Below are 14,200 nucleotides of genomic sequence, written 5' to 3' on the forward strand. Positions count from 1 at the left end.
TGATTACATCGAAATGTTTTATAACAGTAAGCGTCGGCATGGTTCGAGTGCTCAGATGCCTCCGACGGAATATGAAAATCAATATTATCAACGGCTCGGAAGTGTCTAGATTATCCGTGGCGATTCATTAAAAAGAATCGCATGTATTAATCAAAAGGGAGCAGGTGCAGGCTGAGCTCACGGGCAGCAACAGCGATACCAATACGCTCAGCCAGTTTCAGGGCTTCATCGAGGAATTAGGGTGTGTACTGCTTACGGGCCATTTTGCTGGTCGATGCTGGTTTTGTCATGAGTAATCACCGCTGGCTGAGCGTCAATATATGACGGGTAAGATCATTGAGCGTTGTTAAAGGTAAGCGTTTTCCCTACGTTTAATTCTCTCCTTCACTCTGCCAGTGAAACTGAAACGCCGATCTTCTTGTATCCTGCATATTGATGACGTAGAAGTTGCGAGGAAAATACTCTGTTGATGTCTCACTGAAGGTGTTTAATCCGTACAATGCGATTTTTTTTCCTGTAATTTCCGTTGATTCTGGGATGGTACTGGAAGGTACACGAAAGACCTTAACAACCGAACTATCAGGTAGCAGGATCTTCAGCGTAAGAAGATGATCGTCACTTTCCACTTCAAGTAATTTTCCGCTGATATCGATTCCGCCATGCTGATGATCAGAAAGAGACGGTTGCATCTGCTTGCGTAGCTTTTCTGTCCAGGCCGGGCACGAGCAACGGCTGGAACAATGGGAACAGTACGTGCCAGGACAAGCCAGCTCATATACTGGAAGTGGGATATTCCGTGGCAAAAGTCGATTAATATTTTTGATAATCATAGTGACCCGTTCAATCAGGTCTGTATTCAGTGTCCCTTCCCAACTATCACGGATCCCCGTCAGAACTAACCCAATGTTCATATCAGGTGCTCGCTCTTTTACCATTATGCCATAGGCCGCAATCTGTAACAGGTTGGCTTCTTTCGGCTGGTTTTGTTCGTCTGTTACCTTTCCAGTTTTCAAATCAACTACGTTTAACCGATCGGGTCGCTCCTGATATATGAGGTCGGCCCGCCCATGCATATCAAAATCACTACTGGTCAGCATAACCTCCCGGCCAACGGGTAATGTTTTTTCGTGTGCAGGCCCCCCTTTTACGAAAACAGGCGGCAGAAGCGATCTAACGTAGCGGATCTGGGTAACAAGCATTTGCCGCGATACCAGCCCGGCAACGCCGCGACGGTCATATATCCAGTTTGCTACCGGCCCGGCGCGTCGATTGGCTGTCAGCGCGATCGTAAAATCATTTTCCAGTTGCCTGAGGGTATAATTCCCAAAAGCGGCCTCCCTGTGTATCACTGAATTCACGCGTTGATGTATTACCTGGCCCAGAATCACTCCCGGATGCAGCGGTAAGCGTGCGTAAGAATGAGCTTCACTTTCCAGCAGGTATTTCGCCGGGCAAACGGCGAAACACCCCAACAGGGAAGGGAGCACCGGACGAGTACGCGATAGCGTCATTTCATTCATTGCATTATCACTCCTGAGATGAGGACGCCTGAGTCCGTAATTTCGCCATTTCAGTCCCCATGCGACGGGACAAAGCAAAAGTATTCGTCGCGTCTACGTCCACCTCATATGAAAATGCCTCCAGTTCGGGATTTGCAGCAAATGCAGCATCGGGATCCCAGAATGGATGTAGTACGGCAGCCCAGCGCCCAGCCCCTGTGCGAATCACGGGTATATTCCCCATCATTTCTGCAGCACTGTCGCTGTATAGCGAAGCGGCCTCTTCGGCTAATCGTAGGGCATTTTCCGGCCAGTCAGACACGCCCGGAGAGGTAAAATCACCGTTCAGCCCGGCGTTATAGGTTGGATCCAGAAGAAGTTGGATAACATCCAGTCCCAGACGCCAGTCCAGCAATCCGTGATATGGCTGGTTTCCGTATCGATGCAGGCAGTGATAACACCCCTGAAAGCATCGTTCGCGATGATCGGGTTGCAGGAACTCAGCCAGCGGGTAGGCCGTTTTATTATTTAAAATATTCTTCATGACCTCAAGGATGATGAGAGAACCGGATGCGCCCTTCTGCTGTAGCCGTTCACATAACCCTGAACCATTAACCAGACGATCGGCCATTTGCAGAACCGGTACCGACTTACCGTTTTTCAGCATTTGAACGCGGGGTTCCAGAATTTCGATTTCTTCAGGATCAATATCCAGTAGCTCTTTTGATGCATAGTTAACAATGATAAAAGACGCCGAGAGCGCAGCAGCTCTGAATGCCGGAGTTAGCGTGGAATACTGTAGCCGGAGCCCAGGCGGGATTTGGGCAACCATCAGCGCAAGTAGATCAGTCACTTTAGGCGCGGCAAGATAAAATGTGTTTCGGGTTTCACCTCGATCGGTAAAGCGGTTTTTAACTAACAGGTCGGTCTCAATAATTTGACTATCCATCCAAACCCGGTTCGCCCAAAGCGGCTGGTAAGTCCCCTGCTTTCTGAAAGGGACCGATAGGCTCCCCTGTGTTGCGCTGAAACCACGCCATGTTTTATCGGTGTAAATTCCCCGATTCAGGCGGTGCAGACATGTCTGTGGCTGGAGCTGTATCGCTACATTAACGTCAGGCTCTGGCATTGCAGAAAAAGTGTAGGCTTCTGCAATTGATACACGACTGGCCGTGGTCAGGATTTGATCAAAATCCTCTTTGGCCGATTTTGGTTCCAGCGTGGTGATAAATCCATAAGGGACATAGCATTGATAGCGTTCCGCCTTATCCATAACGGCACCGCAGATAGTACATTCGGTGGTCAGAGAGTTTGCCGGAGCCCAGATGTTGCACACCGGACAGGCGGTCATTGTTCTGAGTTCACCCGGTTCGGGGGCATTTGAATAAAATGATCGTGGATTTTTTCTGCTCTGTTTAAGCATTCCACTATAACCAGCTGTAAAATAACGTCTTTTATCCTGAACCAGAATTTTCCCGGGGGCAAATTCCTGTATCGCAATATCCAGATCGCGATCCATGCTGGCAAATTCGATTTCTTTTTCGCCTGTGCTGACGGGCCTTGTCAGCAAAAGGCGTGATCGGGTCGGCATGCCATACATTGGGAATTTACCGTGTTCCGCCAGCGCTTCTGCCAGTCCTTTCGCCTCCATTGCACTGTCGTTCAGTACGACGTTAATATCCTGAATCAGTTGCTCCGGCGTCAAAGGCTGAATAACTCTCTGGAACAAATGATGGTCTTGCTGCGTGCAAGTCCGGGCAAATTCATCGCGCGCCAGGATGGTTGCTTCGATGGCCTGCCGGATTTTTGGCAGCCAGTCCGTTTGGTTTTCTTTCAGCCAGTGCACCGGAAAAAACTCACCGTGGTTATCAGGGGCGTGCGCGTAGTCGTCAACCGGCCATGGGTGATCGGCTTTTTCCGTTTGCTGCCTTAACCATTTGAATGCCGACACCAGCCAGATTTTTCGTACCAGTCTCTGGCAGATCATTTCCAGCTTTGTGGTCAGAAACGGTGGCGGAGGGAGATCGCCGGTAATTTTTTCCGGATGGCGGAAGTAAAACAGATCGTGACTCTTGCTGCGACACGCAGTTAATACGAATGAAAACGCTTGTCCACGTCGTCCGGCACGACCGACACGCTGTTGATAATTAAAGCGCTGTGGCGGCATGTTGGCCTGAAAAACCGCACGTAAATCACCGATATCTACTCCCACTTCCATGGTTGTGGTTACGGAAAGCACATCTACCACGCGAGCTGCCCGGTCAAGATCTCGATCGGGCGCAAAATCTTTCATTCCTTCCGGCAAAATATCATCATCGTCGGCAATCAGAATACCTTTAAACCGGCGTAGCCTTGCCGCCGGGTTTTCGGTCATTCCAGTCAGCTCCTCTGAGCGCATCCGGTGAATACCAGAAGAATGTGAGAGACGTTTGCCGAGATAGTGTTGCATCTGGAGCGTTTTTGCCTCGCTGCGCGGCGTTTCTGGTAAAGGAGAGTAGCAGCGGGTACAGATTCCCGCGCCGATGTGCATGTGTATACGCCCACAACGGGAGCAGCGCCAGACGCGATCGGTAGGTTCCGCCAGGCGAAAGTGTATTTTACCAATATCAATAATACCGCCCTGATGACCCGCCAGCTCCAGTCGTCGGAGAAAACTATCAATTAAAGATAAAGGCTCGTCTCCTGAACGCTGGCATATCGCCTGCGTAAAGCGGTAAAGGCGATTTCTACGATTGACATCGCGCGCTGAACTCCATGGGGTTTCTGGCTTTGTATATTGTGAAGGAGTAACCCGGTACGCGTCCGCCAACACACGAAACATTGCGTCATAAATCGCGAGATGTTCCCGTGAGTCGTTTCCGGTAATGGGAAGGCAGGGATAACCCCAACCGGACTCTTCCAGCGCGAAGTAGGTTTTACTGAATACGCTTTCCCCCACCAGCCGTTTCAGATCGCGTGAAATCTCCTGTCTTGCCACAAGCAGGTTGTCTTCATAGGATGGAAGCGCCTTCCAGCACCACTCCCCCTGCGCGTTCTTTTCAAAGAGTTGTTGCCATGCAAAGGTCAGCGTGCCTTCTCCATATTTTTCAGGATCGGGAACCGGGGCAATACCAGTACGATCGGAAGGGTGAATGCCTGCATCTACCTGCGTCCTTAACAGCAAGCCAAGCGGTTGACCTGCATCCGGCGATTCAGGTTCCAGGATTTCACGCAGAGGTATGCTGTCAGCTTCAGGCTTTGATAATAACCCTCTGATTTTCTTTCGTTCATCAGCAAGTTGATCCAGTTCATCCTCTTCCTCATCCGACCTTACGTTGAGGTTAATCAGTATTTTGTTCCGGTTATCTATCTCTGCCTGGCGTACTTTTAGTTGGTTATGGGACGGTTTATCAGCCGCAATGGACTGTAGCGAATGGACAACAATTTCTCGTCTGACGTCGTCATGATGACCCGATTCCAGATCGAGCGCTGCCCTTGCGGCATCCTGACGACTGTCTGAAAACGTTACCAGTTGCTCACGGTTACCCGAGCGCTGTAGTTCCGCCATTAGCGAGCTGGCCAGTAGCTGTGTCGTTTTCGAAAAACCGACACGAAAGCTACGGATTGGGGAGAGCTTACCTTTGCCGTATTTATAGGACGTCCCGCACGCCGGACACTGAAAAGGTAGCGCCGTTCCCGGTGACTGGCTGGATGACTGGCATCTTTCCGAGGAGGCAAATTCACCGGGTTTGACGTAATAGAACCAGCCCGCGATATGGTTCTCCGGTAGCGGTTTTAAGAGCGATACTGGGTGTTGAATAGTGGCGGTAAATGGATCGTAGCTGGCTTTTACCCAAGTACCAAAAGTATTGTCATTATCGCTGTTTAGCTCCTCATCTCCTTTCGGCCAGAAACGTTCGACGACGGGCATAAATAGCGCGTATTCTTCAGCAGATCGGCGTTCTACCGTGACTGATTTTGCGTGTTCGGGCAGTTGTTCCGTATCCGGGTCGTTGGGTAAAAGTTCAATTCGACTTTCTGAACCGGAAAAGACCGAAGGTTTACCCCCCAAAAAGAGATTACCGCAACATTCACAATAGAGTAATTCGACACGCCGCGATTTTTTATCTTTGCCGTAACGTAAGCCGGACTCCACGGTAAGATCGCCAAAATATCTGTGATTAATTTCTTGCGCAGATGCAGCGCTAGGGACGGGCAATGGCGCGACATATAACCCCTCAAGAGCGCGCAAAAAAGCATGAGCGCGGAAACGTGGCGCACCGATATCATCAGGAAAGGCATGTGAAAACCATTGCGGCCAGTCTCCCTCAGTCGAACGTAACCAGATTAATGCCTGGAGCGCTTTGTCACTATGGGGTTGGGCGTTAAAAAGGCGTGAACTAAGCATTTTGATTGACGTAGCTCTCGGAGAATGATTGTCCGTATAGCAGCCACTTTCAAGCAGGTTGCCCGCCTGTAAAACGACTCGTTGCGCTAGTTGTTCTGTAGAGGCTTCACTAGCTGTCATTCCCATGCTGCGGGCGACATTCTGCCAGTGTTGTAATGAGGTAAATGGTGCTTGCTGTAACTGAAGCACTGCGTGATAAAACGCCTCCAGCTCCCCCAGGAAAAGAGACATATTGCCCGGGGGAAGGGTGTCACCTTTAATAATACATTCTCTCCAGTCGCTGGAAGAGGCACCTGCGGGTAATCCCCGCTGACCGAACATCCCCCATAAATACTCGACGCTTTGATCACCTTCAGACCCTTCAACGGGTAAAGAGGCGCTGGAGGCCAGAATACGCAATTTGTGTCGGTGTTTTTCCTGATCCAGCCCCAGCCGGTTGATCAAATGTTTAAGCAAGTAGCTGACTTCGGTACCGGCGGTTCCTCGCTGTAGATGAAGTTCGTCAAGGATAAGATAAAAATAGGCATCAGGGTCACGCTCAATCCACTGTCGGGTTTGTTCAAAAATAGGATCGTCCACCTCACGAACCAGCATCGTTGAGAGCATGCTGGTGTTGGTGATCAGAATATCGGGCGGTGTCTTTTGCATTTCCCAGCGACTGAGAACCTCTCCGCCAGCGGTTCTGGGGAAATTAAACGATAATTCGTTATCCTTGTCCTGCTGCGCTTGTCGTACCGCCTCCTGATGGGTCTCTTCCATTAATTGCATATACTCACGCAGCTCAGTGATTTTTTTAGCCACGCGCTTTTTCTCATTTTTTTCTTCATTGAGTCGGGGATGTTTGAGCCAGCCAGTTACTTTAGTTGCGCTGGTATAACGGCCAAAAAAGATTCGGTTGCCACCAAAATGCGCATCCATGACATCATGAGCTTCCCTAGAATCCAGTGCCCGTCGCATACGTACCAGTTGATCTTCTACCAGGGCATTCATCGGGTAGAGGATCAGCGCGCGTACCGCTTTAGGACGTGCAGCGGCTTCATGCTCACGCATGAAGCTAGGCTGTTTATCCGCTACCTTATGCCACCACGGTTGCCAGTGCTTCAACGCCGAGCTTTTCGGCCAACCAGTGGCTTCTTTTGCGATCTGCGCCAGAACCGGCAGCAAAAATGATTCTGTTTTACCGGAGCCAGTTCCGGAGGTGACGATGCCCGGCTTCCCTGGCTGTACCCCTCTTTTCAGCATGTCCAGTTGATGGGTATAAAGATTAAAACGTCCCTTAGTCGGATCTGTTTTATTGCAGGGCAGAAGTCCACCTAAACAGAGATCGATGAATGCATTCCTTTGCTGCGCATTAAACCCTGGCAACCATATCTGACCATGAGCATCATTTCGTAATTCACTGATAGTTAAGCCATAGTTATGATATCGGGGCATCGGTTCAAGAAATAGATCTGCGCATAATGTCCCTTGCTGTTCCAGTAACGCTCGCCGTCCAGACTGTATGTCTGATGAATCAATACGGAAGGCCGTTTCAAGATATGAAATATAAAAATCTCTTATTGATTCAAATGTTTCCAGTGGGTTATTCATTGTTATTCCTTTGCTTATAACTGGAAAAGGTGCTCAAGTACGCTTGCCGATTCGCCGATAGTCATTTCCTGAGCATATGGCCCTAATTCTGGGGCAAGAACGTCAATCGTGGTCGCAATATCTTGTGTTGTACTACGGCCGAGACCGTAAGCCAGACGGGCAACGGCTTGCGCTTGTTCATCAGGAAGTAAAGAGAGTAGCGCTGCTTTTAGCACTTCCCATGGCGCACAAGCCTGGTACTCTGGCCGGTGGTTGTCCACAAAGATTGTCTGCCATAGTTCTGGAGTAATACGAGAAGGCGTGATGTCAGTATTTTGCTCAAATGGCCGTTCATCCGACCATATATTCTCTGCCAGAAACAGGGGTAACTGGTAAGCAAGAGGAGCCTGTAATGGAAACGTGCTTTTCCCGGTGGTGAATGTGAGTACAAAAAGTATCGGGTGCCGAATGGGTAAATGTCGTAGAGCCTCCCGCCGATCCGTCCAACTGCATGCGGCAGGATGGGGAGTTCTGAATAAACACTCGTGGAGCTCAGGGAGCAGAGTTTCTGGCGGAGTGCGGTTAAAACCACGCAATTCAACGATGCTCGCCAGCCCAGCCTCTTGTTGTTGGGTCAAAAAATCACCCAGCGTCATGGTAAGAGTGTCGCCAGATAAGCGGATCAGTGTGGGGGAGTTCATTAAATCACTGAAGCTAAAATGATCGCTATGTACCGACACTTCCCCCCAAACATTACCAGCTAAAAGATTCGCTAATGAGGCGATAGCCTGTTTTGTCTGTTTTCCCATCAATCCGACCGCAGGTGTAATACTCGCAGTGGCAATCAGACTGAATAATAAAGATTCACTTAGTCCCGTCGCCAGTGCCTCTTTTTCGATAGCCGATATCAGTTGATGCTTGCGAGTCAGAGCATTTGTCTCTGCTAATGGGAAATTAGAATTTGCTGATTCGGCTACAGGTTCTGAGGTTATTCGTTGTTGGGCAGGTTGCTCCTGTGCTGTTTCATTATTGATTATTGCCCGCAGTAACGCTGCCTGGGCCAGCGTTTCCATTCCCGCTTGAGATGCGGCTTCGAAGGTCTTTTTTATCCGTTGTTCCAGTTCATTTTCTTGCTGACGTAGCGCTTTATTAGTGCGATCAGTTTCTTTCTTCAATTTTTTCTTCTGATCGGCTATTTCATTTTCAAGCTGTATTTTCTTTTCAGATAATACCGTTATCGATTGTTTAATCTGGTGCTGTTCGTCTTCGTAACGAGCCAATATTTCCTGTTTCTCAATATTAATTTTCGTCTCAACCTCAGGTAAAGCCAGTAACTGTTGAGTCGTATCATTAAGAAAGGATCTCATATCTGCTATCTGTTCCAGATGAGATACTGCGCGAAGATAGGATGCCTCGTTATCAGACTCATGTTCAGCAATAAAATGAGTTAAATTTTGTAGCTGCCCTTTACTGAATTGAGGGAAAAATTTTGCTGAATCAGTTCGTTTAAGCAGGCGTTTAATCCACGTGCTGGCTTCCGCGCAATCATATTTTTCACTTACCTTAGGGAGTTCAGTGATCACCGTGAGGGCATGAGAGTCAAGTAGTGTCTGAGGAACCTGACGATAACTCTCCAGCGGCATATCAAAATCATATTTTCTAGGATCCGGCAAGTCACCCGGTAATCTCAGGGATACGCCATCACTTAGCTGAAAAATGACCGGCGTATCGTTTTGCGGCTGGTAGTTGGTGAGTAACCACTCCCTGACAGCATCAGGCTCATCGGAGGCATGGGGTAACGCGACTACAGGATAAACGCGCGACAGGTAGTCAGTAATGACATACTGCGCAGATTTATCAGACGGCTGATATCGGGCTTTCCATATTGCCATTTCACCCCGAGCAAATTTTTTGCTGAAATGGTTCTCAAAACCAATGGCTTCACCGCTATGAGGGTAAAGATCTTTTCCCAGTGCCTCTGGGAGGTCTCGTAAGTTGCCATCAATTAACAGACTAACCGGCGTAACAAAAAAAGCGCCGGACGCGGTTAACGCTAACACTTTTCCAATGAACATAACTTCGTCCATCGCACCGTCGATTTCTTTGGACACAACGGGAGGAGCTTGTATTACACTGGTACCATCCATTGTTTTAAGGTCGTTACTGGCTTCAAATTGTTCGATAAGTTCACCCAATTTTCGCGCCAGCGGTAAAGAATGTTCTGATAGCTTTGTTCTCCATTGATTATCGGCTGTGCGCGTTCCTTGGAGTGCATCAACTAATCCCCCAACAAATAGTGGAATAGTACGCTCTGGCATAGGAATTTTTTTACCCTGACTAATCAAGGCACATTGTTCAATGTCTTCATCAGTGACATTAATTGTCAGGGAGTCAGAAACACCATGTTGGGATAAATCAATTTGTTCGCCATTCAGGAATTTCGTTATAATTTCAGGGCAGTCAGGAGAAATATAGAATCCCAGAATTGTGCGCCATAGCGGTTTACAGAGATCAATATCTTCCGCATTACTTTCTGCTTCTAACAGATCCCTAAGAACGGTTTGTGGGTCATTTTGTTCAGAAAACGTCAAATTTTCACGAAGCCAATCAGACACAATAGGTTTGGCTTTAGGTGGTAACGTACGGAGAAAATGTAGCCTTTTTTCTGGCCCTCTCGGTAAATTATCCGCTTTAGCGCCATTTCTGGTGAGCCTTTGTTTGCACTCTAGCAAGCATCTGCTCAATTCATGAGATTCTGTACCGAAGTAGTACATTTGGCCCAGCCGGTCGCTGATAATACTTTTCTTTTTAGCCATCTTAAACGTTCTCCTTACTACCTGATTCTGTAAAATTATTGTAAGGTTCTGCGCAGCTTGCGTATCGTCAGCGCTCTGTTCCGTCGTGCCAACGCTCGTTGGCAGGAGGGGAAGGTCATTACATTATTCCAGAGTGGTACTTTGCCGCCTGCAAATAGGTAGCTACCATTATCTGTTATCGACAAACATCCGTGAGCAACGTGGATCCACCACTGTAAAATGGAGGGTGGTAATGCAATGATTTTCGTTGACCAGCACCAGTCACTATCGCCTTTTTGCACACCGAACATGACTCCTGAACATATCATCTGAGCCATTAAGGCCCAGGAGAAGCTATCGGTTTGCCAGTACCCGGCGTTCTGCCGAATAAAATAACGATAACGCTGTTTTTCCTGACATCGTATCAATAGGTTATTAACCGTTTGAGTTAGCCGCTGTTCTTCTGACCATTGATATTTTTCAGCTTGCCAAAGCGACACATGAAGATCCGGAGGTAAAGTCGGGATAAACTGCATTTGAGACAACGGTAGCAATAATCCACTCAAAGCATTGACGGGTAAATCGTCGTGATTAACCAAACGTAGCCCAAACTGCTCAATGAAAGCATGAACACGATCTCTGGCTGACAGATGTAATTCAATACACCCTATTGAACAGCCGTTATCCTCAACTAACCGACGCCCTATTCGCTCACCGTCATTAAGTGTTTCTTGTAGAAGATTACGTTCACTTCTTGTAAACATTCCCATAATTCGGGCAATAATTCTCTGTTCAGTAACATCAACGGAAATGGTTCTTTCAGCCAATGAGACTAACGAATATGGCGCATGACGTCGTTGTACTACACAAAGCCAGCCAGCAGCAAAGAGCATGCGACGCAATTGCCACTCGGGTATCCTCGTTAACTGTGATACGGGGTCAATATGTTGTTTTAATTCACCAAAAGGCAATGTGCTACGACGTTGAAAACGCAATGCCAGCGCCTCAGCGAGCCAGTCAAATGCTGCGGGTATATTATGTAACTCGGTATATTGGCATGTTACAGGAAGGCAACTTTCATACTGCCATAACATCTGAGCACCACTCAATGGTGTTATTTCTTCGCGTTTCAGTGGGGGGATCACTGCCGTATCCCCTAACGCCATTAATACTCCCGATGGTCCATCAATAAGCCAATCATGTGGCTCTGTAATTTTACAATAAGTGGCGTAAGGCGCGTGATCTAACACGTGTACATCAAAATTTACTGGGATATCTGAATGCGCTAACGTAAGTTCGTAGCGACAAAATGCCTGACCAGATATTTCCATCAACTCCTCTGGTGGGATGAATAATCCTTCAGCTCCCTGAGATAGCGAGCCATGAGTTAATTCTTCTCCGTCTTTATTGCTGATGACATAGCATCCTCTTAGTACTTCAGGCATATGAATTATCGGTGTACTGGCAGGGTTAAGCAGTATAGCCTGTCCAAATCGCGCTGCGCCTGACATACGAGGTCGAGCAGGCTGCCATCCCTGTATTAGAAAACGACGGGCTTCTTCTGGTAACAAACGGGCAATCTTATCCAGCGTTTGCCTGCCAACTTTATCGGAAGAAACTATCGACCATTTGGTAGATTTAATATCCCGACGTTGTACTCTTTCGCCAACCTTCTTCAAGACAGTGAAAATACTGTCTGCATATGTATGATGAAGTATTAAATAGGTTGGAGAATCTTCATAATATTCTCCTTCTGAACTAATATGACAAAAATCATCACGAAAAAGCGGCAAACACCCAGAACGCAGTGCGACTCCCGCTCGTGATTTATAGAAATAACCCTTCCGTTTTTTTAATAAAAAATCCAAGGAATTTAATGTGGTGCCTATGTCTCGTTCGTAATATATATTATTATAGTTCTCTATTTCATTAGGCAAGGAGTAATAATGCTTGATTTCTGAGGCTGTAGCAGCAGCGTCATCCATAAGAAGGTAAATCTCCGGATTACCTGAATCATTAAACTCCATGTGAATACAATACTTACCATTCTCTTTGAGTTGTTCTCTCTCTGTGTGTACAGTGATATCACGAACAGCGCCCCAAAAAGGAGAGTCATAAGCCTGCTGCATGGCAGCCTTTGAAAGTAATGTTCTGAACTCAATAAACTCTTGGTTAAAAACTTCGCTAAAATAAGATATATATTGATGTACTACCTTATTAACTGATTCAAAAGTTGAATAGTTATCTAATTTATTATCGATGAGAATATTCCGTAAAAAGACCTCATCTTTGTAGCAGGGGAAAGCAATTCTCTTGGAATACCCAATCAATCTTTCATGCTTTGATGGCCTTGGCAAGATTAAACGGGTACAGTTTTGTCTTTTACTACTCCATCTTTCTAACCTTTCCCATAAGTTGGGTAATTCAGTAAAAACAAATTTTTTATTTTTATCAAAGCCTAGCAGCACAGAAAATCGAACCCGAAAATCCCCTTCGTCATGTGTTTCATCATCAGCACTGGCAGCAAGTAATGTTAAATATAAAACGGCAAAATAAGTAGGGTATCCTTTTATTTGCGCTAAAATGTCTAATCGCGACTCATCTCTGAGAGCATCTTGGATTTTAGACGCTTTTTTTCCAAACGAAATCAGGAAACTTCGCTTAGCATCCTCTTTGCTACGTGGACCTGCAAGTTGCTCAAAAATGCGGCCCGTAGTATCAATACGACTTAAAGTCGAGCCCGTATGCGAAGACTCAAGAAAGACGATCTTTACTAGTTCAGCATTCCATTCTTCTAAAGTAACCGGGAAAGAATCATCCATACTCACCGCCTAATTACCGTTCGCTGTCATCTTTTTCAAACCAGCACCAGAAAATAAATGCCGAAAAAGTACCTCAGCCAGCAGTGGAGGAACAGCATTACCAATTTGGGTAAATTTTGACTCGACGTCTCCTACAGGCTCAAAACCCTGTGGAAAAGTTTGTATTCGTGCACATTCCCGCCATGATAACCGCCTTGCCTGTTCCAGTTTGGGACGAGAAGTATCAATAATTAGATGCTCATATTCATCAGAAAAGTCCCAGCGCTGCTTCCAGCCATCCTCCAAGTTTGACCATGTTAACTTCATCACCGGGCTAGCAGGATGTAATGTCACATGACGCCAGTTAGCTACCACGGTGTAAGCAGGGCTGTCCCATAGAGCTTTACGATTTCGGGACATGAAATACCATGAGAAATGCCCTTCAGGATCATGTGGTCGTTCGTAAAACTCACCCTCAGGCCATAGTGGTAAATCCCTAATAGCCTCACCATGTGAAACATAGGGTTTTAAATGAGGATTCTTTTTTGTCGCTTTGCCATGTGTTTCAGCTGGAAATTCAAAGTATTGCCCCAGATCGTTTCTGACGCCAATAATAAACAAACGCTTGCGCGACTGGGGCACGCCGTAAGCCCTCGCGTTTACCATATGATAGCTGACTTGATACCCCGCAGCTTTATATGCCATGAGCTGTTTTTCCAGAAAACTACCTGCCCCTAAATGTTTCAAGCCCGAAACATTTTCAGCAACAAAATACTTCGGCTGAACAGTCTCTAATACCCGTAGAAAGTGTTTATAAAGGTTTGTCCTGTCGTCATTGTTAGGTTTTCTGTTACCTGCCATTGAAAATGACTGGCAGGGATAGCCTCCAACAACAATATCAACATCCGGAAAAGCCAGAATTTGAGAGATATCACTATGCCTGATATCACTATCGGGGAAATAGTTCCCTAATGTTTTGCAGGCATTCTCTACAACATCGTTGGCAAAGACGATGTCTCCACCAGCTGAGGTAATTCCAAAATCCATACCACCACAACCGGAGAAAAGTGAAAGTACCCGAATATTATCGTTCTCTCTCTCAAAAACACTGCTCATACGCCCATACCAAATATCTTCTTCTAACAAACC

The 14,200-nt window shown here is 46.9% G+C and carries 6 protein-coding genes and 1 pseudogene; 1 reads left to right on the forward strand and 6 read right to left on the reverse strand.

The window, feature by feature from the left end; all coding sequences use genetic code 11:
- Positions 1-109 (forward strand): IS3 family transposase (locus P346_RS23150; protein ID WP_152537848.1); only part of this gene is annotated, 109 nt, incomplete at its 5' end.
- Between the two features lie 55 nt (positions 110-164).
- Here P346_RS23150 and P346_RS23155 read toward each other — a convergent pair.
- The 6 genes and pseudogenes from P346_RS23155 to P346_RS15585 all read right to left on the reverse strand — a co-directional run.
- Positions 165-290 (reverse strand): annotated as a pseudogene (locus tag P346_RS23155) (IS3 family transposase); the annotation flags it as partial.
- An 81-nt stretch (positions 291-371) separates the two neighbouring features.
- The gene (locus P346_RS15600; RefSeq protein ID WP_032658367.1) at positions 372-1,520 is read right to left on the reverse strand and encodes a PD-(D/E)XK nuclease family protein; all 1,149 of its coding nucleotides are present in this window, start codon (positions 1,518-1,520) and stop codon (positions 372-374) included.
- Between the two features lie 7 nt (positions 1,521-1,527).
- A complete protein-coding gene (locus P346_RS15595) occupies positions 1,528-7,476 on the reverse strand; it encodes a DEAD/DEAH box helicase (protein WP_032658369.1) in 5,949 nt (1,982 codons plus the stop codon).
- A 14-nt stretch (positions 7,477-7,490) separates the two neighbouring features.
- On the reverse strand, positions 7,491-10,271 hold the full coding sequence (locus tag P346_RS15590; RefSeq protein ID WP_032658370.1) for a kinetochore protein: 2,781 nt from the start codon (positions 10,269-10,271) through the stop codon (positions 7,491-7,493).
- Between the two features lie 35 nt (positions 10,272-10,306).
- A complete protein-coding gene (locus P346_RS22350) occupies positions 10,307-13,072 on the reverse strand; it encodes a hypothetical protein (protein ID WP_071995958.1) in 2,766 nt (921 codons plus the stop codon).
- 9 nt (positions 13,073-13,081) lie between these two features.
- Entirely contained in the window at positions 13,082-14,167 is a 1,086-nt protein-coding gene (locus P346_RS15585) for a DNA cytosine methyltransferase (RefSeq protein WP_032658372.1), read from the reverse strand.
- Positions 14,168-14,200: the final 33 nt, after the last annotated feature.

This window comes from Enterobacter sp. DC1 (assembly GCF_000568075.1).
In the GTDB taxonomy this organism is placed as follows: Bacteria; Pseudomonadota; Gammaproteobacteria; order Enterobacterales; family Enterobacteriaceae; genus Enterobacter; species Enterobacter asburiae.